Origin of the sequence: Morganella sp. GD04133 (genome assembly GCF_029835375.1) — a bacterium.
GTDB classification, from domain to species: domain Bacteria; phylum Pseudomonadota; class Gammaproteobacteria; order Enterobacterales; family Enterobacteriaceae; genus Morganella; species Morganella morganii_B.
On sequence record NZ_JAODZS010000013.1, the window covers coordinates 68087 to 93429 of the forward strand.

General features: G+C 51.8%; 17 protein-coding genes and 2 pseudogenes. 16 read left to right on the forward strand and 3 right to left on the reverse strand.

What is annotated here, in order from left to right:
* Positions 1-183: 183 nt before the first annotated feature.
* The 8 genes and pseudogenes from rpsA (at position 184) to kdsB (ending at position 9270) form a co-directional block, all read left to right on the forward strand.
* On the forward strand, positions 184-1857 hold the full coding sequence (rpsA, locus tag N7387_RS08150; protein WP_004235822.1) for a 30S ribosomal protein S1: 1674 nt from the start codon (positions 184-186) through the stop codon (positions 1855-1857).
* Positions 1858-1922: 65 nt separating this feature from the next.
* A complete protein-coding gene (gene ihfB / locus N7387_RS08155) occupies positions 1923-2207 on the forward strand; it encodes an integration host factor subunit beta (RefSeq protein WP_025155164.1) in 285 nt (94 codons plus the stop codon).
* Positions 2208-2880: 673 nt separating this feature from the next.
* Positions 2881-4877 (forward strand): annotated as a pseudogene (locus tag N7387_RS08160) (DNA internalization-related competence protein ComEC/Rec2).
* A 34-nt stretch (positions 4878-4911) separates the two neighbouring features.
* Positions 4912-6660: a lipid A ABC transporter ATP-binding protein/permease MsbA gene (gene msbA, locus N7387_RS08165; RefSeq protein WP_262860107.1), complete on the forward strand. Its 1749-nt coding sequence runs from the start codon at positions 4912-4914 to the stop codon at positions 6658-6660.
* Between the two features lie 12 nt (positions 6661-6672).
* Entirely contained in the window at positions 6673-7656 is a 984-nt protein-coding gene (lpxK, locus tag N7387_RS08170; protein ID WP_279798140.1) for a tetraacyldisaccharide 4'-kinase, read from the forward strand.
* Positions 7657-8016: 360 nt separating this feature from the next.
* Positions 8017-8232: a cold shock domain-containing protein gene (locus tag N7387_RS08175; protein ID WP_004241772.1), complete on the forward strand. Its 216-nt coding sequence runs from the start codon at positions 8017-8019 to the stop codon at positions 8230-8232.
* Positions 8233-8338: 106 nt separating this feature from the next.
* Entirely contained in the window at positions 8339-8515 is a 177-nt protein-coding gene (locus N7387_RS08180) for a Trm112 family protein (protein WP_004235830.1), read from the forward strand.
* A gap of 5 nt (positions 8516-8520) precedes the next feature.
* Complete coding sequence (gene kdsB / locus N7387_RS08185; protein ID WP_279798142.1) at positions 8521-9270, forward strand: 3-deoxy-manno-octulosonate cytidylyltransferase; 750 nt, start codon at positions 8521-8523, stop codon at positions 9268-9270.
* A 59-nt stretch (positions 9271-9329) separates the two neighbouring features.
* Here the strand turns inward: kdsB and elyC are convergent, their stop codons facing one another.
* The gene (gene elyC / locus N7387_RS08190) at positions 9330-10127 is read right to left on the reverse strand and encodes an envelope biogenesis factor ElyC (RefSeq protein ID WP_279798143.1); all 798 of its coding nucleotides are present in this window, start codon (positions 10125-10127) and stop codon (positions 9330-9332) included.
* Positions 10128-10336: 209 nt separating this feature from the next.
* Here elyC and cmoM point away from each other — a divergent pair, with 209 nt between their 5' ends.
* Genes cmoM through mukB form a run of 4 tightly spaced genes read left to right on the forward strand, consistent with a single transcriptional unit; the run spans position 10337 to position 17645 of the window.
* A complete protein-coding gene (gene cmoM, locus N7387_RS08195) occupies positions 10337-11125 on the forward strand; it encodes a tRNA uridine 5-oxyacetic acid(34) methyltransferase CmoM (RefSeq protein WP_279798145.1) in 789 nt (262 codons plus the stop codon).
* Positions 11118-12443, forward strand: coding sequence for a chromosome partition protein MukF (gene mukF / locus N7387_RS08200; RefSeq protein ID WP_262860081.1), 1326 nt, complete (start codon positions 11118-11120; stop codon positions 12441-12443). The genes cmoM and mukF overlap by 8 nt, the downstream gene beginning before the upstream one ends.
* Entirely contained in the window at positions 12424-13161 is a 738-nt protein-coding gene (gene mukE / locus N7387_RS08205; RefSeq protein ID WP_262862730.1) for a chromosome partition protein MukE, read from the forward strand. Before mukF ends, mukE begins: the two co-directional genes overlap by 20 nt.
* A complete protein-coding gene (gene mukB, locus N7387_RS08210) occupies positions 13158-17645 on the forward strand; it encodes a chromosome partition protein MukB (protein WP_262883747.1) in 4488 nt (1495 codons plus the stop codon). The genes mukE and mukB overlap by 4 nt, the downstream gene beginning before the upstream one ends.
* A 115-nt stretch (positions 17646-17760) precedes the next feature.
* Here mukB and N7387_RS08215 read toward each other — a convergent pair.
* Both N7387_RS08215 and N7387_RS08220 read right to left on the reverse strand, forming a co-directional pair.
* Positions 17761-19665: pseudogene (locus N7387_RS08215) on the reverse strand (NEL-type E3 ubiquitin ligase domain-containing protein).
* A gap of 192 nt (positions 19666-19857) precedes the next feature.
* Positions 19858-20535, reverse strand: coding sequence for a hydrolase (locus tag N7387_RS08220; protein WP_143970642.1), 678 nt, complete (start codon positions 20533-20535; stop codon positions 19858-19860).
* A gap of 278 nt (positions 20536-20813) precedes the next feature.
* On the opposite strand from N7387_RS08220, the gene aphA reads away from it, so the two are divergent.
* From aphA to N7387_RS08240, 4 genes are all read left to right on the forward strand, one after another.
* On the forward strand, positions 20814-21527 hold the full coding sequence (aphA, locus tag N7387_RS08225) for an acid phosphatase AphA (RefSeq protein WP_279798148.1): 714 nt from the start codon (positions 20814-20816) through the stop codon (positions 21525-21527).
* A 331-nt stretch (positions 21528-21858) separates the two neighbouring features.
* Positions 21859-23592, forward strand: coding sequence for a L,D-transpeptidase (gene ldtD, locus N7387_RS08230; protein WP_279798150.1), 1734 nt, complete (start codon positions 21859-21861; stop codon positions 23590-23592).
* A gap of 466 nt (positions 23593-24058) precedes the next feature.
* Complete coding sequence (locus N7387_RS08235) at positions 24059-24607, forward strand: YcbK family protein (protein ID WP_025155178.1); 549 nt, start codon at positions 24059-24061, stop codon at positions 24605-24607.
* Between the two features lie 38 nt (positions 24608-24645).
* Positions 24646-25293, forward strand: coding sequence for an MBL fold metallo-hydrolase (locus N7387_RS08240; RefSeq protein ID WP_262883328.1), 648 nt, complete (start codon positions 24646-24648; stop codon positions 25291-25293).
* Positions 25294-25343: the final 50 nt, after the last annotated feature.

Genomic DNA, 25343 nt, shown 5'->3' on the forward strand with positions numbered 1-25343 from the left:
GTAGGTTTCTGTATTCGTTTTTGTTTATAATGTTAAGTTGAAGTTTTTTACCGGCAGAGAACAAGGCAAAGAAGCAGTTTTCTGCCACCCCTTTGTGACAAGGAATGTTGCAAGGTATGTGAAACAACCCCATTCGGCCGGATGCTAAATGGACGTTAATACTTAAACACTTGAAGATCAAACATGACTGAATCTTTTGCTCAACTCTTTGAAGAATCCCTGCAGGCTATCGAAACTCGTCCGGGCGCTATCGTCCGTGGTACTGTTGTCGCTATCGATAAAGACGTCGTTCTGGTTGACGCAGGTCTGAAATCAGAATCTGCTATCCCGGTAGAACAGTTCAAAAATGCTCAGGGCGAGCTGGAAATCCAGGTTGGCGACGAAGTTGATGTTGCTCTGGACGCAGTAGAAGACGGTTTCGGTGAAACTGTTCTGTCCCGCGAGAAAGCAAAACGCCACGAAGCATGGCTGATGCTGGAAAAAGCATACGAAGAAGCTGAGACTGTTACCGGTGTTATCAACGGTAAAGTTAAAGGCGGTTTCACTGTCGAACTGAACGGCATCCGTGCGTTCCTGCCGGGTTCACTGGTTGACGTGCGTCCTGTTCGTGACACCACGCATCTGGAAGGCAAAGAGCTTGAGTTCAAAGTAATCAAGCTGGATCAGAAACGCAACAACGTGGTTGTTTCCCGTCGTGCAGTTATCGAGTCAGAAAACAGCGCAGAGCGCGATCAGCTGCTGGAAAACCTGCAGGAAGGCATGGAAGTTAAAGGTATCGTTAAGAACCTCACTGACTACGGTGCATTCGTTGATCTGGGCGGCGTTGATGGTCTGCTGCATATCACTGATATGGCGTGGAAACGTGTTAAACACCCAAGCGAAATCGTGAATGTCGGCGACGAAATCACTGTTAAAGTGCTGAAATTCGACCGTGAACGTACCCGCGTATCTCTGGGCCTGAAACAGCTGGGCGAAGATCCTTGGGTCGCAATCGCTAAGCGTTACCCTGAGAACACCCGTCTGACCGGCCGCGTGACCAACCTGACTGACTACGGCTGCTTCGTTGAAATCGAAGAAGGCGTTGAAGGTCTGGTACACGTTTCTGAAATGGACTGGACCAACAAAAACATCCACCCATCTAAAGTTGTTAACGTGGGCGACGTTGTTGAAGTTATGGTTCTGGACATCGACGAAGAACGCCGTCGTATCTCCCTGGGCCTGAAGCAGTGCAAATCTAACCCATGGCAGCAGTTCGCGGAAACTCACAACAAAGGTGACCGCGTTGAAGGTAAAATCAAGTCAATCACTGACTTCGGTATCTTCATTGGTTTAGATGGCGGCATCGACGGTCTGGTTCACCTGTCTGACATCTCCTGGAACGTTGCAGGCGAAGAAGCAGTACGTGAATACAAAAAAGGCGACGAAATCGCAGCTGTTGTTCTGCAGGTTGATGCAGAGCGCGAGCGTATCTCTCTGGGCGTTAAGCAGTTAGCTGAAGATCCGTTCAACAACTACACCGCTGTTACCAAGAAAGGTGCTATTGTCACCGGTAAAGTAACGGCAGTAGACGCTAAAGGCGCAACTGTTGAGCTGATGGATGGCGTTGAAGGTTACCTGCGTGCATCAGAAGCTTCACGCGATCGCGTTGAAGATGCTACTCTGGTTCTGAGCGTTGGTGATGAAGTTGAAGCTAAATACACGGGTGTTGATCGTAAAAACCGTGTAATCAACCTGTCTGTACGTGCAAAAGACGAAGCGGATGAAAAAGACGCTATCGCGACTGTGAACAAGCAGGAAGAAGCCGGTTTCTCTAACAACGCAATGGCAGAAGCTTTCAAAGCAGCTAAAGGCGAGTAATTAAGCAGCGGCAGGCCGCGCAAGCGGTCTGCTTTTATGATAACCAGGGTAGTCCAGGAGGTTATATGACCAAATCTGAACTGATTGAGAAGCTGGCAGGCCAACAATCTCATCTTCCGGCTAAAGTTGTTGAAGAAGCAGTAAAAGAGATCCTTGAGCATATGGCGGATACGCTCGCTGACGGCGAACGTATTGAAATCCGTGGATTCGGCAGTTTTTCTCTGCACTACCGTGCACCGCGGGTAGGTCGTAACCCGAAAACCGGCGAACAGGTGGAACTGGAAGGTAAACACGTTCCTCACTTCAAACCGGGCAAAGAGTTACGTGACCGCGCAAATATCTATGCTTGATTATTGACAGAGATAATAAAAATGACGCCATCGGCGTCATTTTTTTTTGCAGTAAATATTCAATTATTATTATAAAAATGTTAACACAGAATTAATTAATTTCGGTTGTATAAGGTTCTGGTGTTGGCAAGCGAATTTGTTTATTAATAATAGGTTACGGAAGATATCATATTCAGTTCGCCATAAAATACTATTGGAAAGTAGACGGTATTTATAATTAAGCAAATAATTGTGAGTTGACTCGCATAAAATAATTGATAATTTGTATGGTTGAAATATAAATTCGTGACGGCACGCATTTTTCTATTATCGTAATAACACGTGATACCCGCCATAACATAATACCGGTCTGTTTACCCTTCCGGTGAGTAATATGACTGTTATGGCTGTGCTGAAATATCTGTTTCCCCGTCCGTTACCGCTCTGGCTCGCTGCGGCTGCCGTTGTTGCCGGTCACCTGCCGTTGTTGCTGATACCGCGGCTGTTGTTACCGGCAGAAAGTCTGCTGTTATTTATTGGTATTTGTTTGCTTTTTCTTATCCGTACCCGGCTGAGTTTTTTTATCCGCATTGCTGCCGGCACTTTTCTCGCAGTCAATATTCATATCGGCAATACATTATCACTCTTTTCCGCTGAACCACCCGATAATATCGATATTATGATCCATGATGTTATGGTTAATTCCTCTGATTATTATTCCGTCAGAGGCCGGATTATTAATATAGAGAGTCAGTCGTATGATGATACTGTTTTTATTAATATAAAAATAAAAGGTTCATTTAAACCGGCGTGTGCCGGTGAAATCTGGCGTATATTTCGTCCGGTATTGAGGCCGGTACACGGACAACTGAATGAAGGACAATCAAACCGGCAGCAATATTTGCTGTCAGAACGGGTTCTGTTTTCTCTGACGCCCGGGCGCAGCAAAAAATTATCGTCAGACTGCAACCGGCGCCAGAAGATGATTGCGGCATACCTTCCTGCAATGGATAACCTGCCGCACAGCGGACTGATGGCGGCGCTGTTGTTTGGCGAGCGCCGCGGCATTACCGCAGAGCAGCGCAGACTGGTGCAGGAAACCGGCGTAGCGCATGTGGTGGCCATTTCCGGGCTGCATATCGGGCTGGCGGCGTTATGGGGCTGGTGGGCCGGACGGTTATTGCTGCTGCTGTTACCGCTGCGTGTGATGACGCATTTAATCCCCTCTCTGCTGTCAGTCTGTGCCGCGATTGCTTATGTCTGGCTGGCCGGGTTTGCCGTTCCGGCCTGCCGGGCACTGTCTGCACTGCTGTTATGGCATCTGCTGCGCTGGCGGCATTATCATCTGCCAACGTATCAGTTTGTTGTGATCAGTGCGGCACTGTTACTGCTGACCGATCCGCTGACGATTTTATCCGCCGGATTCTGGCTGTCTTATACTGCGGTTACCGCATTGCTGTTCTGGCATCACACCGGTGTTTTCTCCCGCCGTCATGTTTTTACCCCGCTGACACTCTTTACCCGTTTGTGGCGGAGTATCCGGTTGTTTCTCTCTTATCAGTGCGGATTATTTTTGCTGCTGTTACCGGTTCAGGGCTATTTTTTCGGTGGTGTGAATGTGTTGTCGTTTCTGAGTAATCTGTGGGTGGTACCGGTGATCTCCTTTCTGACGGTGCCGCTGCTGTTTGCCGGGTTACTGATCGGGCCTGCACTGCTGCTGGCTGATTATTCTCTGGCGCTGGCATTATGGCCGCTGCCGTTTCTGGCACAGGGCTGGATGGTTACCGGATATATCGCTCTGATGTGGATCCCGCTGATGTGGGTGGCTGTTTATATCATCCGGCTGGATATGTGGCGGCAGCACCCGCTGCTGCTGCCGGGGATGGTGTTCAGTTGCTGTCTGTATTTGCGGAAAACACCGCCGGAATGGTCGGTTACCGTACTGGATATCGGGCACGGGCTGGCGGCGGTGGTGATAAAAGACGGCAGGCGGTAGTGTATGATACCGGCAACCGTTTCGGGTCACGGGATGACGGGCTGCGCACGGTGCTGCCTTACCTGCATTATCACCGCCTGACTCCGGACTGGATTATGATCAGCCATGACCACCGTGATCACACCGGCGGGCTGGGCTCTTTGCGCCGCGCTTATCCTGCTGCGGTGGTTAAAGGTAATATTCCGCAGGCCGATACCCCCTGCCGCCGCGGGGAGCGCTGGCGATGGCAGTCATTGTATTTTGAGGTGTTATGGCCGGATGAAAACTATCAGCTGAGCAAAAATGACGGTTCCTGTGTTATCCGCATCAGTGACGGGAAATATCAGGTTTTGCTGACCGGAGATATCGAAAAACAGGCAGAGAAACAGCTGATTAAGTATAAAGATGAACTCTCCGCCACCGTACTGCAAGTTCCGCACCATGGCAGCAAAACGTCATCATCAGAATTTTTTATTCGTGCGGTAAATCCCGCTTTCGCACTGGTTTCTGTTGCGCGCTATAGTCCGTGGCGTCTGCCTTCTGATAAAGTACGCCGTCGCTATCATGATCTCGGCGTGCAGTGGCATGATACTGCGCACAGCGGCCAGATTTCTGTGTCCTTTTTTGCTGATGAGGTATCCGTTGCGACTTACCGTGCCGGTCTCTTCCCCCGCTGGTTCAGCGCATGGTTTGGAGATCAGCCGGTAAACGGGTAATATAGACAGCTAATTTTTGGTATTGGTAAACGCAATAATGAAAGATATTGATATTTCAACCCGGCAAACATTCCGCCGGTTATGGCCGACAATCGCACCGTTTAAAGCAGGTATCATCGTGGCGGCTATTGCGTTAGTCATCAATGCGGGCGGCGATGCATTTATGCTGTCGCTGCTGAAACCGCTGCTTGATGAAGGTTTCGGTACTGCCGACAATGATTTTCTCCGTATCATGCCGCTGATTATTTTGGGGCTGATGCTGTTACGCGGTATCTCCAGTTTTGTCTCAGGTTACTGCCTCTCCTGGGTGTCCGGTAAAGTGGTTATGACCATGCGCCGTAACCTGTTCCGCCATATGATGGGTATGCCGGTTTCCTTCTTTGATCAGCAATCCACCGGGACACTGCTCTCCCGTATTACCTATGATTCCGAACAGGTAGCTTCGTCTTCTTCCGGCGCACTGGTAACGGTCGTCCGTGAAGGCGCTTATATTATTGCGCTGTTCGGCCTGATGTTTTACAACAGCTGGCAGCTGTCGCTGATACTGATTGTTATTGCCCCGATTGTGGCCTTTGTTATCCGCAAAGTCTCTGTGCGCTTCCGCGAAATCAGTAAAAACATGCAGAGCGGCATGGGGCAGGTCAGCGCCAGTGCTGAACAGATGCTGAAAGGGCATAAAGAAGTGCTGATTTTCGGCGGTCAGAAAGTGGAGAATGAGCGCTTTGATAAAGTCAGCAACCATATGCGCCGCCAGGGCATGAAACTGGTGACCGCATCATCTATTGCCGACCCGATTATTCAGATCATTGCCTCCTTTGCGCTGGCATTTGTGCTGTTTGCCGCCAGTTTCCCTGAAATTAAAGAAGCGCTGAGTGCCGGTTCCATTACGGTTGTCTTCTCCTCCATGATTGCCCTGATGCGCCCGCTGAAATCCCTGACCAACGTGAACGCCCAGTTCCAGCGCGGGATGGCTGCATGTCAGACACTGTTTGTTCTGCTTGATATGGAGCAGGAAAAAGACACCGGTACCAAAGTGCTGAAAGATGCCAAAGGTGATGTGGCGTTTGAGAATGTCACTTTCCGTTATCAGGGGAAAGAGAACCCGGCGCTGAAAAATGTGTCGTTTACTATCCCGTCTGGTAAAACGGTGGCGCTGGTCGGGCGCTCCGGCTCCGGCAAATCCACTATTGCCAATCTGATCACCCGTTTCTATGAAATTGAAAGCGGACATATTACGATCGACGGTAACGATATCCGCGACTACACACTGGCATCACTGCGCAGTCAGGTGGCGCTGGTGTCGCAGAATGTTCACCTCTTCAATGATACGGTCGCGAATAATATCGCCTATGCCACAGAAGGGAAGTACACCCGCGAGCAGATTGAAAAAGCGGCTGAAATGGCTTATGCCATGGACTTTATCAATAAGATGGAAAAGGGGCTGGATACGGAAATCGGTGAAAACGGTGTCCTGCTGTCCGGTGGTCAGCGTCAGCGTATTGCGATTGCCCGTGCGCTGTTGCGTGACGCACCGATCCTGATCCTTGATGAAGCAACGTCCGCACTGGATACCGAATCTGAACGCGCGATTCAGGCCGCGCTGGATGAGTTACAGAAAAACCGTACCTGTCTGGTGATCGCGCACCGCTTATCCACCATTGAGAAAGCCGATGAAATTCTCGTGGTGCAGGACGGTGAAGTGCAGGAGCGTGGTACGCATGATGAACTGGTGAAACAGCCTGGTATCTATGCGCAGCTCTATAATATGCAGTTTGGTCACTAAGCGGCGCTGCTGATGATCGATAAGATTTGGTCCGGCCGCTCAAAGCTGTACTGGCTGCTTCTGCCGCTCTCGTTTCTGTACGGGGCGGTCAGTGGTCTGCGGCGTCTGCTGTTCCGCTGCGGGCTGAAAAAATCCCGCCGTATGCCGGTGCCGGTGGTGGTGGTCGGTAATCTGACCGCCGGCGGTAACGGCAAAACACCGGTGGTTATCTGGCTGACAGAGCAACTGCTGGCCCGTGGCTACCGTCCCGGGGTGGTTTCCCGTGGGTATGGCGGTAAATCGGATCATTACCCGCTGCTTATCACGCAAGACACGACGACGGCACAGGCCGGTGATGAGCCGGTTCTGATTGCCCGCCGTACCGGTGTGCCGGTTGCGGTGGCACCTGACAGGGCGGCTGCGGTAGAGGCTATTTTGCAGCACTCGCCGGTGGATGTGATCATCACTGATGATGGTTTACAGCACTATGCGCTGCAGCGCGATATGGAAATCGTGGTGATTGACGGCGAACGCCGTTTCGGTAACGGCTGGTGGCTGCCTGCCGGGCCGATGCGGGAACGGGCAGGACGTCTGAAACAGGTGGATGCGGTGATCGTCAATGGCGGTACCGCACAACCGGGGGAAACCGCGATGCAGCTGGTGCCGGGAGAAGCCGTTAATCTGTCTGGCGGCACCCGTAAACCGGCGGCTGAAATCGGTGAATGTGTGGCAATGGCCGGTATCGGGCACCCTCCGCGCTTTTTTGCCACGCTGAACGCCCTCGGTGTGACGCCGGCACAGTGTGTTGCGTTTCCGGATCACCAGTCTTACAGCCCTGAACAGCTTTCCGCGCTGATAAAACCCGGCCAGTCACTCCTTATGACAGAGAAGGATGCAGTGAAATGTTTTGCCTTTTCTGCAACTGACTGGTGGTATTTACCAGTCAGTGCTGCCATTCCCGCAAAATCCGCCGATTTAATTCTGGATAAAGTCATATCTCAGATAAAAAATGCATAAAGGGACTTGCGCTTTTTATCTGAATGTGGCTTAATCAAAAAGTTGTATTTCTGTGATGTATTTCATATCTCACTGTGCAACCAGTCCGCGTGTCAACACATATTCTGATCCCGCTGTCATAATTTTTTCACACCACCTTGTTAATCTTGTGGTGCGGATGACCGGATCCCGCGGATAAACGGTATGTTTTGCAGCCGGTGTCTGACCGGCTGCAAATCAGAATAAAAAATAATAACTATAATGTTTTGCTCATTACCGGGTGGCTGTTCGCAAAGAGAGCACCCGTGTTGCCCGGCCGGAGCAGACATAACCAGCAATGGGGTGTATACCATTTCTGGTGATATAAAAGGAGTTAATACTATGTCTAAACAATTACAACTTGGCCGCGTTAAATGGTATGACGCGAAAGAAGGTTACGGTTTCATCTCCCCGGTTAACGGCGGCGACGATATCTGGGTAACCCGTAACGGGATCGCCAATTCCCGTAACAAATTACTGTGCGAAGGGCAGGAAGTGGAATTCTCTCTGACCCGCGGCAGTTATGGTATTGCAGCGAACGATGTGATCGCGCTGTAATATGGGTAAAAACGCGATTATCTCTGTGATATCGCAACAACAGAGTTAACGGTGAGACCAGGCTTATGTTATTCTGAGCCAACGTTTTTATCTCATTGGGGGACGTATGGATCACCGTTTACTCGAAATCGTGGCCTGCCCTGTTTGCCACGGCAAACTCAGCTACGACAAACAAAATCTCGAACTCATCTGCAAAGGCTGCCGTCTGGCCTATCCCGTCCGCGACGATATCCCTGTCTTATTAGAGAATGAAGCCCGCGAATTGCCGGTCTCAGAAGGATAATCGCCATGTTTACCGTTATCATTCCCGCTCGTTATGCCTCCACACGTCTGCCCGGTAAACCGCTGGCGGATATCTGCGGCAAGCCGATGATTGTCCGTGTGATGGAGCAGGCAAAACGTTCCGGTGCTGCGAGAGTCATTGTCGCCACTGATACACAGGCGGTATTTGACGCCGTGATCGCAGAGGGCGGCGAAGCCTGTATGACGCGCGAAGATCATCAGTCCGGGACCGAGCGTCTGGCGGAAGTGATTGATCACTATCAGTTTGCTGATGATGAGATTATCGTGAATGTCCAGGGCGATGAACCGTTAATCCCTGACAGTATTATTGCGCAGGTTGCTGAAAATCTGGCAGCCTGCGAAGCCGGTATGGCCACCCTGGCGGTAAAAATCACCAGTGCGGAAGAAGCCTTTAACCCGAATGCGGTGAAAGTGGTGATGGATAAACAGGGCTACGCGCTCTATTTCTCCCGTGCCACCATTCCGTGGGATCGCGAGCGTTTCATGCACAGCCGTGACAGCGCCGGTGATAATTTCCTGCGTCATATCGGGATTTATGCTTACCGCGCCGGGTTTATCCGCCGCTATATTCAGTGGGAAACCAGCCCGCTGGAGAAAATCGAGATGCTCGAGCAACTGCGTGTACTCTGGTACGGTGAAAAAATTCATGTCGCGGAGGCATCCGAAGCACCGGGCACCGGTGTTGATACCCCGGAAGATCTTGAAACTGTGCGCAGATTGTTTGCCGCCCGCTGAGCGATATCAGTTATAAACAAAAACGCGGGTCACTTCTGAACCCGCGTTTTTGTTGTCTTCTATTCCTGTTCGTCATTATCTGACGTTTTCACTGACTGCCAGAGCCGCCCCAGCCCTTCATACCAGACCCGTTCACTGTGTGATAAATAGTACGCGGAAGGAATAGTTTTCTCCCAGCTGTGCAGCGGGGTTGTCACCGCCAGCTGGTTAGCCGGTGCCGGGATCGGATGCAGGCCGCGCGCCTCAAAGAAGGCTTTGGCGCGGGTCATATGGTTAGCGGAGGTCACCAGCAGGAAAGGCGCATCACCCACCACTTTTTTCACTTCGGCGGCTTCCTCTTCGGTATCTTTCGGCAGTACCAGCGGCAGTGTGCGTTCAGCCGGGATCCCCAGTGACTGCGCAACTTGTGCCGCAACTTCCGCACTGCTGATACTGTTTGCGCCCGGCCCGCCGGTGAAAATCAGCGTCGCCTGCGGGTAACGCAGCGCGAGGCGCACACCTTCTGTGACGCGCGGCAGACTGTTACTGATCAGGTTGGCGGACGGAGACCATTCCGGGTTATAGGTAAAGCCACCGCCGAGCACCACAATATAGCGCAGATCCTGCTGCTGAACCTCTGCCGGAGTGATGAGCTCATAACGTTTTTCATACGGTTTTTCTGTTGTCAGCAACAGCGTATCCGCCACCGGTTGCAGGCTGAGCAGCATCAGCCCGAGCCAGTTCACGGTGATCAGCGTTTTACCGGTTTTCTGCCATCGGGAAAACCACAGCAGCAGTAATCCGGCTAAAATCAGCAGGAGCATAAACGGCAGCGGCATCAGAAAACCGCCGAGGTATTTTTTCAGGGCAAACAGCATGAGCGCACCTTAAATATGATTGATTTATCACCGGTTAACGGCAGGAGTCTGCACAAATCGGGTGACATTAGACACGTCTGTGACACAATAGTTACCGACTTTGCATATTGCACTGCTCTGCCCGGCAATACAATTGAAGATAGCCGGATTGCGCGGGAAACCGCCGCAGGCTGACCCGAAATATCCCCCGGAACTGAACACAGGTTTTCATGGTTGATCGTAATTTTGACGATATCGCGGAGAAATTCACCCGCAATATCTATGGCACAACAAAAGGGCAAATCCGCGAAGCGGTGGTCTGGCAGGATCTGGACGCCTTACTGACCCGGCTGAAACCGGGTCCGCTGCGTATTCTGGATGCGGGCGGCGGTGACGGTTTCTTCTCCCGCAGCCTGGCTGCGCTGGGGCATCAGGTGGTATTGTGCGACCTGTCAGAAGAGATGATTGCCCGTGCACAGCAGGCCGCGCAGGATGACGGCGTGGCAGAAAATATGTCCTTTATTCATTGTGCGGCACAGGATATCGCACTTCACACTGAGGGGGCGTTTGATCTGGTATTATTTCATGCCGTTTTGGAGTGGATCACAGATCAAAAAGGTGCAATTGAAGCACTGACCGCTATAATAGCGGGCGGTGGTGCATTGTCGTTAATGTTCTACAATGCGAACGGCCTTGTGATGCGCAATGCGATATTAGGCAATTTTCATCTGGCAACCCCGGAAATTCAGCGCCGCCGCAAGCGTTCGTTATCGCCGCAGAATCCCCTTATGCCGGAACAGGTTTATCAGTGGCTGGATGATTGTCGTCTGACGATTGAGGCAAAAACCGGCGTGCGGGTTTTCCATGATTATCTGCAGAGCCGCCAGTTACAAAACCGTGATTTTCCGGCGCTGCTGGCACTGGAGCAACGCTATTGCCGTCAGGAGCCTTATATCAGCTTAGGCCGCTATATTCACGTTATGGCACGAAAACCGATCAGAAGGATGGACAATGAGTGAGTTTACCCAAACAGTCCCGGAACTCGTGGCATGGGCGCGAAAGAATGATTTCTCCATCGCGCTGCCGCCGGAACGGCTGGCTTTTTTACTGTCTGTCGCCGTGCTTAACAGTGAGCGCATCGACGGTGAAATGAGCGAGGGGGAACTGGTGGATGCCTTCCGCGAAGTCTGCAAAGGCTTTGAACAGACAACGGAATCTGTCGCGGTCCGCGCGAATAATGCCATCAATGATATGGTGCGCCAGAAAATATTTAACCGCTTTACCAGTGATATCTTTGAGGGTAATGCGATTTACCGGCTGACCCCGCTCGGGATCGGCATCAGTGATTATTATATCCGCCAGCGTGAATTTTCCTCACTGCGTTTATCCATGCAGCTCTCGATTGTGGCCGGTGAACTGAGCCGCGCGGCAGATGCCGCCGAAGAGGGCGGGGATGAATTTCACTGGCACCGTCATGTGTTTGCCCCGCTGAAATATTCCGTGGCGGAGATTTTCGACAGTATTGATATGTCGCAGCGCATTATGGACGAGCAGCAAAACGGGGTAAAAGACGATATCGCCAAACTGCTGAATCAGGACTGGCAGGCCGCCATTGCCAACTGTGAGCAGTTGTTATCCGAAACGTCTCTCACACTGCGGGAATTGCAGGATACGCTCGAAGCCGCCGGTGACAAATTACAGGCGAACCTGCTGCGCATCCAGGATGCCAACATGAGCGCAACGACCGGCTCCGAATTGGTGGATAAACTGATTTTTGATTTGCAGGCCAAACTCGACCGTATTATCAGCTGGGGCCAGCAGTCTATTGATTTATGGATTGGTTATGACCGCCATGTCCATAAATTTATCCGTACCGCTATCGATATGGATAAAAACCGTATTTTCTCGCAGCGTCTGCGCCATTCTGTTCAGCACTATTTTGACTCGCCGTGGGCGCTTAATGTCGCCAATGCGGATCGCCTGCTGGATATGCGTGATGAAGAGATGGCACTGCGTGATGACGAAGTGACCGGGGAATTACCGCCGGATCTGGAATATGAAGAATTCAGCGAGGTCAACGAAGAGCTTGCCGCTATGATGGAAACTGCGCTGGCTGTGTATAAAGCACAGGCAAAGCCGCTGGATCTGGGCGCGGTTCTGCGCGATTACCTCGCGAAATATCCGCGCAGCCGCCAGTTCGATGTGGCACGGATTATCGTGGATCAGGCTGTCCGCCTCGGGGTGGCTGATGCTGATTTCTCAGGCATCCCGGCGGAATGGTCAGCAATTAATGAATACGGAGCGAAGGTGCAGGCACATGTCATCGACACATATTGAACACTTTATGTCAGCAAAGCTGGCTCAGGCACTTGCCAACAACCTTTTTCCGGAACTTGACAGCCAGTTGCGTTCAGGCCGCCATATCGGCGTGGATGATCTGGATAATCATGCCTTTCTGATGGATTTCCAGGATGAACTGGAAGGCTTTTACGCCCGTTATAACGTGGAACTGGTCCGTGCCCCGGAAGGGTTCTTCTATCTGCGCCCGCGTTCCACCACGCTGATCCCGCGCTCGGTGTTATCCGAACTGGAAATGCTGGTCGGCAAGGTGCTGTGCTATCTGTACCTCAGCCCGGAGCGTCTCGCCAACCAGGGCATTTTCTCCACGGCGGAACTCTATGAAGAGCTGCTGTCACTGGCGGATGAAGCCAAATTGCTGAAAGTGGTGAATAACCGCTCCACCGGCTCTGACCTGGACAAACAGAAATTACTGGAAAAAACCCGTGGTGCGCTGAACCGCCTGCGCCGCCTGGGGATGATCACATTTGTTGCGGCGGATAACAGCCAGTTTGTGATTGCCGAATCTGTTTTCCGCTTTGGTGCAGATGTCCGCAGCGGGGATGATCCGCGCGAAGCGCAGCTGCGTCTTATCCGTGACGGTGAGGCTCAGTCTCTTGCGGAAGAAGAAAAACACCCGCGCCCTGAGGATCAGGACGATGATAATGAAGAATCTGAACATGACAACGCGACGGATGAAGCGGAGGATGAAGAATGATTGAACGTGGTAAATTCCGCTCGCTCACGTTAGTCAACTGGAACGGCTTTTTTGCGCGCACCTTTGATCTGGATGAGCTGGTCACCACCTTGTCCGGCGGTAACGGTGCCGGTAAATCCACCACCATGGCGGCGTTTATTACCGCCATGATCCCGGATTTAACCCTGCTGCACTTCCGTAACACCACCGAAGCCGGGGCAACATCCGGTTCCCGTGATAAAGGTCTGCACGGTAAACTGCGTCCCGGCGTGTGCTACGCCATGCTGGATGTGGTGAACTCCCGCCATCAGCGCGTGCTGGTGGGGGTGCGTCTTCAGCAGATTGCCGGACGTGATAAAAAAGTCGATATCAAATCCTTTATGATTCAGGGCTTACCGACACAGTACTCCCCGACACAAATTGTCAGTGAACAGCTGAGTGAACGCCAGGTGCGGGTTTTGCCGCTGAATGACCTGAAAGCCCGCCTGGATGATATCGAAGGTGTGCATTTCAAACAGTTTAACTCGATTACCGATTACCATTCGGTGCTGTTCGAACTGGGTGTTATCCCGAAACGTCTGCGTTCTGCGGGCGACCGCAGCAAATTCTACCGCCTGATCGAAGCGTCACTTTACGGTGGTATCTCCAGCGCTATCACCCGTTCCCTGCGTGACTATTTACTGCCGGAAAACAGCGGGGTGCGCAAAGCCTTCCAGGACATGGAAGGGGCACTGCGTGAAAACCGGATCACACTGGAAGCTATCCGCGTTACCCAGTCTGACCGCGACCTGTTCAAACACCTGATCACGGAATCCACCGCATACGTTTCTGCGGATTATATGCGTCACGCCAATGAGCGTCGTGTGCATATCGACCAGGCACTCTCTGTGCGCCGGGAACTGCTCGGCAGCCGTAAGCAGCTGATCAGCGAACAGTTCCGTCAGGTGGAAATGTCCCGCGAACTGGCAGAGCAGACAGCGTCATCGGCTGATCTGGAAACCGATTACCAGGCAGCCAGTGATCACCTGACGCTGGTACAGACAGCGATGCGTCAGCAGGAAAAAATTGACCGCTATCAGGCTGATGTCGAAGAGCTGACATTCCGCCTGGAAGAACAGACGGAAGTGGCGGAAGAAGCCGCAGAACAACTGGCGGAATATGAAGAACGCAACCATGTTGCGGAAGAGGAAGTGGATGAGCTGAAAAGCCAGCTGGCTGATTACCAGCAGGCACTGGACGTTCAGCAGACCCGCGCCATTCAGTATCAGCAGGCGTTACAGGCGCTGGAACGCGCCAAAGCCGTGTGTCAGCTGCCGCAGCTGGATATTGATTCACTGGATGAATGGCTGGAAACCTTCCGTGCCCGTGAAGAGCAGGCAACTGAATCCCTGTTAGGGCTTGAGCAGAAAATGAGTGTGGCACAGGCCGCACACAGCCAGTTCTCTCAGGCGTACGAACTGGTGAAATCGGTGGTGGGTGAAGTCAGCCGCAGCGACGCTTACCAGACCGCCCGTGAATTGCTGCGCGATCTGCCGTCACAACAGATGATGGCTGATCGTGTTCAGCCGCTGCGCCAGCAGTTATCCGAACTGGAACAGCGTCTGCACAGTCAGCACAATGCACAGAAATCGCTGGATGATTTCTGCAAACGCATCGGGCAGCAGATTGAGGCGGACGGGCTGGATGAGATGCTGATGACCCTTGAGGCGCAGCAGGAAAGCCTGAGTGTCAGTGTCAGCGAAAGCGGCGAACGCCGTATGGAAATGCGTCAGCAGACTGAACAGCTGAAACAGCAGATCCAGTCCCTGACCGTCAAAGCCCCGGCGTGGCTGGCGGCACAGGAGGCCCTGACACAACTGTGTGAGCAGTCTCATGAGACGTTCACCAGCGCCAATGATGTCACGGAATACATGCAGCAGTTGCTGGAGCGTGAGCGCGAAGTGACTGTTGAGCGTGATGAAATCGCGCTGAAAAAAGCACAGCTGGAAAAAGACATTGAACGGCTCAGTCAGCCGAGTGGTGCGGAAGACAGCCGTATGCTGGGGCTGGCAGAGCGTTTCGGCGGTATATTACTGTCGGAAATCTATGACGACATTACGATTGATGACGCACCGTATTTCTCCGCCTTATACGGCCCGGCACGTCATGCGATTGTGGTGCCGGATCTCAGCGCCGTTCGTCCGATGCTGGATGCCCTCGATGATTGTCCGGAAGACCTCTATCTGATTGAAGGGGATCCGCAATCCTTTGATGACAGCGTCTTCACCACCGAAGAACTGGAGCGAGCGGTGCTGGTGCGCAGCACTGATCGCCAGTGGCGTTACTCCCGCTTCCCGTCAGTGCCGTTGTTCGGTCGCGCGGCGCGGGAAAATCAGCTGGCGGTGCTGGAACATGAACGGGATGAGCTGGCAGAACGCCTGGCGACACTCTCTTTCGATGTCCAGAAAATGCAGCGTGCCCATCAGGCATTCAGCCGTTTTGTCGGTAAAAATATCTCGGTGGCCTTTGAGGCTGACCCGGAAGCGGAAATCCGCACACTGAATCAGCGCCGTAATGAGCTGGAGCGCGAGCTGGCACAGTTTGAGGATCAGACCGCTGTTGCCCGTCAGCAGTACGCGCAGATCAAAGAAAACCTGAGCATCCTTAACCGCCTGATCCCGAATACTGCCCTGCTGCTTGATGAAACCCTGGCAGATCGCGCGGATGAGATCCGTGACGCGCTGACCGATGCACAAGAGTCTGCCCGTCATATCCAGCAATACGGCACGGCGCTGCGCAAACTGGAGCCGATGGTTACTGTTCTCCAGAGTGATCCGGAGCAGCACGAAGCCCTGATCCGCGATTACGAAAACGCGAAACAGGTGCAGCAGCAGGCCCGTCAGCAGACGTTTGCTCTGGAAGAAGTCGCACAGCGCCGTCAGCACTTTAATTATGGCGGATCCGCCGGCATGCTGACAGAAAATGCCGATCTTAATGACAAACTGCGTCAGCGTCTGGAGCATGCGGAATCGGATCGTAGCCGTACACGTGAGATGCTGCGTCAGCAGCAGACCAAATGTGCGGAATTCAATCAGGTTCTGGCCTCACTGCGCAGCTCGTATGAAACCAAATCGGACATGCTGCGCGAACTTGAGCGCGAAATGAGCGAGATTGGTGTTCAGGCGGATGCCAATGCGGAAGAGCGTGCCCGTGTGCGCCGTGATGAACTGTACAACCAGGTCAGCCATAACCGCGCCCGTATCAATCAGCTGGAGAAACAGCTGGGGATCGGGGAATCGGAAATGGATAACCTGCAAAAACGTCTGCGTAAAGCGGAACGCGATTACCAGCAGATCCGCGGGCAGGTCGTGACCGCCAAAGCGGGCTGGTGTGCGGTGATGCGGATGGTGAAAGAGAGTGGTGTTGAGCGCCGCCTTCACCGCCGTGAACTGGCTTATGAAGATGCGGACACACTGCGTTCCATGTCGGATAAAGCCCTCGGGGCGCTGCGTCAGGCGGTGGCGGATAACGAACATCTGCGTGATGCACTGCGTCTGTCCGAAGATCCGAAGCGTCCGGAACGCAAAGTACAGTTCTTTATCGAAGTGTACCGCCACCTGCGCGAACGTATCCGCCAGGATATTATCAAAACCGATGACCCGATCGACGCCATCGAACAGATGGAAATCGAGCTGGCACGTCTGACCGATGAACTGACTGCCCGTGAACAGAAACTGGCGATCAGCTCGAAAAGTGTGGCGAATATCATCCGCAAAACGATTCAGCGCGAACAGAACCGTATCCGCATGCTTAACCAGGGCTTGCAGGCCGTGGCATTTGGTCAGGTCAAAGGGGTGCGCCTGAATGTGAATATCCGTGAAAGCCACGCGATACTGCTGGATGTGCTCTCCGAAGAGCACGAGCAGCATCAGGATCTGTTTGCGAGTCAGCGTCTGACCTTCTCCGAAGCGATGGCGAAACTCTATCAGCGCCTGAACCCGCAGGTGGATATGGGGCAGCGTCTGCCGCAGACCATCGGTGAGGAACTGCTGGATTACCGTAACTATCTTGAGCTGGAAGTGGAAGTCAACCGTGGTTCTGACGGCTGGCTGAAAGCCGAGAGCGGCGCGTTATCCACCGGTGAGGCGATCGGTACCGGGATGTCCATTCTGGTGATGGTGGTGCAGAGCTGGGAAGAAGAATCCCGCCGTCTGCGCAGCAAAGATATTTCACCGTGCCGTCTGCTGTTCCTGGATGAAGCCGCGCGTCTGGATGCGAAATCTATCGCCACCCTGTTTGAGCTGTGCGATCGCTTACAGATGCAGCTGATTATCGCAGCCCCGGAAAATATCAGTCCGGAGAAAGGCACAACCTATAAACTGGTGCGTAAAGTCTTCAACAATCAGGAACATGTGCATGTGGTGGGACTGCGCGGCTTCGGCCAGCCGGAACCAACACCGGCACCGGAGGCACTGCCTGAGCCGGTGGCGGAAGAGGAGAATGACGGGGAAGAAGAGCAGGATTGATTTCTCTCTCCCGTTTTTTCGCTGAAGCAGATGAGCGCAGCAGTGCGCTCATCTGTTTTTATATGGGGGGTTGTCAGTTATACCGGGGTCAGCGATATGCAGGCAGGTCAGCGGGTTATAAAAACCATTTATTCCCCGGATAGTTGCCCGGCATATTGTTCACCAGAGGGCGGAGTCTATTCAGGAATGCCCGCTCTGCACTCTCCAGGGCTCTTACTCCGGCAGCCCGCTCAGCATCGATATCACCAGCCAGTCCATTCGGTTTCAGCGCCGTGTCAGACAGCATCCGGAATGTGTCACTATAATCTGATCTTTTCTTTTCACAGCATTTTTCCCAGTGTTCCGGGTTTGTACGCTTCAGCACGCTGTGTAACGGTGCCCACTGCAGTATCCACTCTCTGAACCGGAGGTTTTCGGCAATTTTCACCCGGATTCCGGCGTCCCGCAGGTCTGACTCTGTAATATGTGAAAGATTAAAGTACTGCATTTCTGCTGTTACACTGCTCAGTTCAAGCTGTTCTTTCAGTTTATTCTGGTAACTCAGATAAACTTCTGTTTCATCAACTTCACGCAGTGTACGGACCTTATTGTAGGCAATCAGTTCCAGCTTCTCCAGCCGGAATATTTCACGCCCTGCGGATACCAGTTCAGAGAGATTGTTATCGTATTTTCCTTTGCCTGCATCGTAGATCCGCCCCGCGTTCTTCATCCGGTTCAGCGCAAGTGTGCCCCGGTCCTTACAGCTTGATGTTGCCTCGGTTGCCATGGCAAAGGTTTTTTCTCTCAGTGCATCATCTTCAGCCAGTTGCGTCAGCCAGGAGGCTATCTGAGCTTTAAAACCGGGGTCTTTTCTGAAGTTCTCCGTCTCCTTCAGCCTGTCCGGGAAGGTACTGAAGGCGTCAGCATTATCTTCCTGTCTGAAGGACTACCATCTGTCCGCAGGTACTGGTTCATCCGCCGGGAGTCTTCCGGAATAGGCCCGATCACGGGCTAAAGTCTCCAGGTACCGGCGCGTGTGCGCTGAAAGAGGATTACCGGATACAGATATATGTGTAACCCAGGCCAGGCCGGCGATACCAGACAGAGTGGTCAGCTGGTTATTTACGACATACAAGCGCTGCAGCTCTGCCGGCAGCGCCGGCAGGCTGGTCAGCCTGTTGTTTGAGCCAAACAGATATTGCAGCTCCCGGGGCAGTACCGGCAGGCTGGTCAGCTGGTTACTATCGCAGCGCAGCTCCTGCAGCCCTGCCGGCAACGCCGGCAGAACGGTCAGCTGGTTACCCTCGCAGTGCAGCTCCTTCAGCCCTGCCGGCAACGCCGGCAGAACGGTCAGCTGGTTACCCTCGCAGTACAGCCTCTGCAGCCCTGCCGGCAGCATTGCTGGCAAATATGTCAATGCACCGCGGGGCGCGGAAAATGCGGTCATACTCGGCGGCAGATAGTCGGGTAAGGAGGTGAGTTTAAGGTGGCACAGATTGAGGAATGTATGGTTAGTTTTCAGGCAGTCACGCATCCTCTGTACCGCAGCAGCCCGGCCGGGAACCTCTCCTGCCGGTGCGGCATTTTCCCACGCAGACCAAATCGCTTCATAATCCTGTGTAGTCCGGTGTGCTGCTGTGGTGGTGAGATGGTGAGTTTTATGGTACTCCTGACACTTCACGGTACACTTCCCGGTCTCCTTATCAAAGGTGACTGACAGCATCTTATCACCGTTTTCGTCCAGAATACAGGCGTGATTTTCCCCGTCCCGGCCGACCTGAATTCTTTCCTTAAATCCGTCATACGCGAGCGTTTTGAGTCGTTCAAATTTTTCGGTCACCGTATCCCACGTTGTTCCGTCCGGCGGATGACAAATCTGCCGGATGAGCGTCAGCGCTTCAGGTTTGTTCGTTAAGCAGAAAAACGCCTTAATTTTTTCCCACAGGCTTACCTCCGGCAGGGTATCAGAGCGGGCTATTGCGTTGATCTGGCTGTTGCTGATTTCAGCAGAAAAAAATCTGTTTCCAATGTGAAATGACATAATAAAAACTCTCCTTAAACTGATATGCTGGGAGTGTCCGGCATATTAAAGCCCGGATGGGCGTTAGTATCGTAGTTGCCTGGCGCTTTATGTCACAATACGGTCATTGACTGATTAGGGCTCGCTGCTGATAATGAAGCAGCGAATTTTTTAATCAGGGTTCATTCATTATTTGCAGCAAGCCCTTTTGTATCAGCGCTGTGAATCTAAAATCTCGCTGTTATTCACAACGTCCTGCGCTTTGGTATAGCTCTCAATCAGTAACTGATAGGCCGGGAAAATCTGCGTGTAAGCCTGCGCCCATTCCGCCGCATCGGCGCGGTTCCAGGTTTTTTGCAGCTCAGAGGCGACCGCGGCGGTATCCATCGGTACAACACCCGCCTGGACAACGCGTGCCAGCGTAATTTCCTGTGCCATTTTGGTATAGGTGCCGGAAGCATCAATCACCGCAAATACCTGATAGCCGTCGGCCACGGCGCTGATCGCCGGGAATGCCATACAGACGCTGGTAATGGTACCGGCAATGATCAACTGCTTCTTACCGGACGCTTTCACCGCAGCCACAAATTCCGGGTTATCCCAGGCATTAATTTCACCTTTACGGGCAATATACTGAGCATGCGGTGCATTTTGGTGAATCTCCGGGATCAGCGGGCCATTCGGGCCCTGCGGCACAGACGCGGTGGTGATCACCGGAATATTGGCGAGCGTTGCCATTTTTGCCAGCACAGCGGCTCTGGCGCGTAATTCCGTCATCGGCATATCGCCGACAGTCTGGAACAGTCCGCTCTGATGATCGATTAACAACATCAGTGCATCATCAGGATTAATAACAGGACGCTGACCATTAAAGTTTGCCGGATTACTCATTTTAAGACCCTCACTTATGATAATTTGATGGTGATTTTTGTTTAAACAGCAGGTTTCTCAGAAACGCGCTGTTGTGCGGATTAAAATTAATCCATAAGCGAAAAGCTGAGTAGTGCGAATATTGATAAACAATGTTCTGAATTCAGAACAATCAGGCGGAAGTCAGCCGGTATAACGCGGCGGGATTCCTCACAGTGTGATCTGAATAACGTTAATATGAAACCGGAATGGTTAGATTTTCACTCCGCGTGATCGACACAGAAAATTAAGGATATACAATGCGTAAACTGACCCTTGCCCTGAGTGCACTGGCACTCGCGCTGAGCCTCAACAGTGTGGCTGATGCCAACGTGTACATGCCGGAAAAAGTCAGTGACGGCGTGACCGCTGCTCAGCTGGCAGAACAGCATGCCATTCACTGGGTTTCGGTTAAGCAGATTGAAAAGAGCCTGAAAGGGCAGCCCCCGATGGCAGTAGGCTTTGATATTGACGACACCGTCTTATTCTCAAGCCCGGGCTTTTACCGCGGTAAACTGGAATACTCCCCGGACGACTACAGTTATCTGAAAAACCCGGAATTCTGGGAAAAAATGAATAATGAGTGGGATAAATTCAGTATGCCGAAGAAATCCGGTGCGGAACTGGTTCAGATGCACCTGAAACGTGGTGATACCGTTTATTTCATCACCGGGCGCAGCAAAACCAAAACAGAAACGGTCACTCACTATGTACAGGAAGGGCTGCGTATTCCGGCGGATAAAATGAACCCGGTTATTTTTGCCGGTGATGAGGAAGGGCAGAATAATAAAGTCAGCTGGATGCGTGATCACAAACTGAAAATTTATTACGGTGATGCGGATGCTGATATTGCGGCTGCACGCGAACTGAATATCCGGGGTATCCGCGTATTACGCGCCTCGAACTCCTCGTATCAGCCGCTGCCGAAAGCCGGTCAGTTCGGTGAGGAAGTGGTGATTAATTCCGAATATTAATGATAATCTGTCAATCATATAAAAACTCCGCGGCATAGCGGAGTTTTTTGTCTGTATTACCGGCAACGGGTTGTTTATCCGGATAAAACGCAGAGAATGAGATGTATTTCATAACAGGAAATACCGGTATTTTCGCAATTAATGCGGTGTATTCATCTTAAAAAGATGTATTTACGCCTTTTTTCTGCAATATTTTTGTTATCCTATTTTCAATTATTCTCTGGCAGGTAAAATCAGCAGGGAAGTCATTTAAACGAAGTATTTACTATACTGACCATAAGCATTAACAATTGGCCGGAACAGACATAATAAAAAATAAGAGAGGGATGTTATGGTGACGGGAGTTAAAAAAGTTGTTCCCATTTCCGCCATGATAGGAACACTGTTACTGACGCCTGTTTCGTGGGCCTCAACAGCACCGGTAACGCATCTGACCGAAGCAGATGCCAAAGTGGAAAATCTGAAAACATTTTCACAATCACCTGAAAATACAGAAACGCAGCCCGCAGAGCCGGTGCCCGGTGTGACTGCACTGCCCCTGAACGATGTCGCTGACCGTATCCGCCGTGAAGTCCCGGCGGCAACCCCATTACTGTATACTGATACACTGACAAACATTTATGCGGAACATCAGCTGAAACCGCTGTGGACCGATGAAAAAGCCCGCCTGTCTCTGGAAAATCAGCTGGCGGAAGCCGCACTTGCCGGATTCCAGCCGCAGTTTTCGGCCTGGCTGAATGCTCTGGCACAACCGGATCTGTCTCCGCTGGCACGGGATATGATTTTAACGGATGCGGCACTGGGTTATCTCTATTACCTCGATAACGTGAGCAGCAAAGGCGATAAATGGCTGTACGGTGCCCGTCCGTTCACGTTTGCGGCGGTCAGTGCCCTGTCACTGGTACGGCTGAATACAGCGGTACATAACGGCACACTGGCGGCATTTACAGACGCACTGTTACCGGCGAATAAGATGTATCAGCCGATGCGCAAAGCGATGCTGACAGAGCTGGCGGATACCGCGCCGTGGCCGGAAATGGTGATTAACCGCACATTACGTCCGGGGGAAAGTCATGAATCCGTCGGGGCACTGCGTGAGATCCTGCACCGCTTTAATCTGATCTCTGCCAATGACATGATGAGCGCCGGTGCCGCTTACGATAAAACGCTGGTGGCGGCGGTTAAACAGTTTCAGCTGCAGCATGGCCTGGAAGCCGATGGTATCATCGGCAAACAGACCCGTGAGTGGCTGAATAAGACACCACAGATGCGGGCTGCCATTATGGCGGTGAATATTCAGCGCCTGCGTATTACGCCGGACAATGAGCCGACCGCTATTCTGGTTAATATTCCGGATTTTTCCCTGTATTTCTATGTGGATAATAATCTGATCCTGGAATCCAGAACCATTGTCGGCCGCGCTGAGCGTAAAACACCGATTATGTCCAGCGCCCTGAATAATGTGGTGATTAATCCGCCGTGGACGGTTCCGCCGACCATGAGCCGTCAGGATGTTGTGCCGCGCGGCAGGGCTGATCCAAGTTACTTCAGCAGTCGTGGTTACACCATCTATAACGGCTGGAGTAACAACGCCTCTGTGGTTGATCCGTACAGCATTGACTGGAGCGTTATCACGCCGTCAAACTTCCCGTACCGGATAACCCAGGCACCGGGCCCGTCCAACTCACTGGGACGTTATAAATTCAATATGCCGAACTCAGAGGCGATTTATCTGCACGATACCCCGAACCACAGCCTGTTTAATAAAAACATGCGGGCTATCAGTTCCGGCTGTGTGCGGGTGAACAAAGCCAAAGATCTCGCGGCGATACTCCTTGGTGATGCGGGCTGGAACGAAACCCGTGTGGATGGAGCACTGAAAGCGGGCAGTACCCGTTATGTCTCTATCCCGAACCGTATTCCGGTTTATCTCTATTATCAGACTGCCTGGGTAAATGCGGAGAATATCCCGCAATATCGCGCGGATATTTACCGTTACGATGACAGCAGCCTGAAAGGTATTGATAAATTAACGGATATCACGCCTTTCCTGATAAAAAGCTGATCGTATGAAGCCGTTTATTTATTAAGAATAAACGGCTTTTTTTGTTGAAATATAATTAACCGGAAAACCATGCCGGGATAAAAATAATGGACGGCACAATATTATATCCGGTCAGTCCGTTAATTAACTAAAAGTGATTAAATTTGCCGTATTGCAGTGCGCGGCAAAAGCTCAGCGGATGCGGCATCGGACCCGCTGTACACCGGATGTTCACGAAAATGTCGGCGGAGTTTACTTTCTGCGTAAAAATGTGTTTTTTTATTTGACTCCGGGGGATTGAATCGGTAAAAAATAGACGGTCAGTTTTGTTTATTGCTGTTTTCTTCATATTGACGTTAATATTGAAATAACCTGACAAAAATTTACAGAAATAGACAAAACCGATCCGCTGCGGGTCTGAACGGTGAACACTATTATCGCTGTCCGGCCATGTAATATTTAATCAGATAAAGAGTGATTACCGTCAATGGATATAATTGATAATAACCGCCGTAAATGGCTGGGTTTTGGTGCGGCGGCGCTGGGGTTGGCTTTATTACCGAATCACGCATTTGCGTCCCTGACCACACCCCGGCCGAAAATTTTGCGGTTTGAAAACCTCAATACCGGTGAATTTTTAAAAGCAGAATTTTTTGACGGTAAACGTTATAACCGCTCTGAACTGGCCCGCCTGAACAAGCTGTTCCGCGACCACCGCAGTAATAAAGTTAAAACGATTGACCCGCACCTGTTTGATCAGATGTATCTGTTACAGGTGATGATGAACATCAATAAACCAATCCAGCTGGTATCCGGTTACCGTTCACTGGTCACCAACAATGAACTGCGCAGAACCACCTCCGGTGTGGCAAAGAAAAGTTATCACACCCGTGGTCAGGCAATGGATTTCCGTATTCCGGGCATCCAGTTAAGTCAGGTGCGCAAAGCTGCTCTGAAAATGCGGGCGGGTGGTGTGGGCTATTATCCGTCCAGTAATTTCGTTCATATGGATACAGGACCGGTCAGAACGTGGTAATCTGTTGTTATTACCCGCTTTAACCGGAGTTTTGTGTCATGCAATATCATATTATTCCTGTCACCGGCTTTATGCAGAACTGCACCCTGATCTGGTGTGATGAAACAAAAGCCGCTGCCATTGTCGATCCCGGCGGTGAAGCACCGCGTCTTATCCGTGAAATTGAACAACGCGGCCTGAAACTGGAAAAAATCCTTCTGACGCACGGTCACTTTGACCATGTCGGCGCAACCGCTGACGTGGCAGAGCACTTTAATGTGCCGATCGTCGGCCCGCAAAAGGAAGATGCATTCTGGATTGACGGACTGACTCAGCAGAGCCAGATGTTTGGTGTGGAGCCGTGTCGTGCATTTACCCCGGATCAGTGGCTGGAAGAGGGCGACAAGGTCACCGTCGGCAATCTTGAGCTGGATGTGCTGCATTGCCCCGGCCATACACCGGGTCATGTTATTTTTGTGGATAAGCAGGACAAACTGATTTCAATGGGTGATGTGCTGTTCAGAGGGGGCGTCGGCCGCAGTGATTTCCCGCGCGGTAATCATCAGGATCTGATCCGTTCAATTAAAGAAAAAGTGCTGCCGCTGGGGGATGAGTACCGTTTTATCCCGGGCCATGGTCCGATGTCCACACTCGGGGAAGAGCGCCGCACCAATCCGTTCTTACAGGATGAGCAGCCGGTCTGGTAAGCAATATTCCTGCAGAAATAAAAATGCCTGACACCGTCAGGCATTTTTTA